The organism is Lacihabitans sp. CS3-21 (assembly GCF_024343675.1).
Lineage (GTDB): Bacteria > Bacteroidota > Bacteroidia > Cytophagales > Spirosomataceae > Leadbetterella.
Genome location: NZ_RJUD01000051.1, coordinates 1 through 385, shown reverse-complemented (window position 1 = coordinate 385; position 385 = coordinate 1). Strand labels below are relative to the sequence as shown.

The following is a 385-nucleotide window of genomic DNA, read 5'->3' as shown; positions in this document are numbered from 1 at the left end:
CCACCTACAATCAAAGTATTATCCAAAGCCGGTGTAGCAGGATTTATATCTATGGTGGCGTTCAACGTTGTGGCTAAACTACCCGTTGACAAGGTGTCATTTGCTAAAATATTTACTACTCCATTTGTTCCAAATGCGTTGTACAAATCCGAATCATCTAAAGCAATAGGAGGAATATTATTTACTGGAATACTTACTGTCGCATCCGTTGCATCTTCGGCTCCATTGTTGTCTATCGCTGTGAATGTAAAACTATCGGTTCCATTAGCCGTACCTGCTGGGTCATAAGTCAAAGTAGCTACTTGTACTGGGGTCAATACTTGGCCTACCGTTGCTGCTACTCCACCTACATATAAGGTTCCCAATGTTGGTAAACTTTCAATTC

At 41.3% G+C, this 385-nt stretch carries 1 protein-coding gene; it reads right to left on the bottom strand.

Annotation, left to right across the window (positions count from 1 at the left end; genetic code table 11):
- Positions 1-365: Ig-like domain-containing protein (locus EGI24_RS14255; RefSeq protein ID WP_255049130.1), on the bottom strand; the 365-nt coding region annotated here is incomplete at its 3' end.
- Positions 366-385 lie beyond the last annotated feature (20 nt).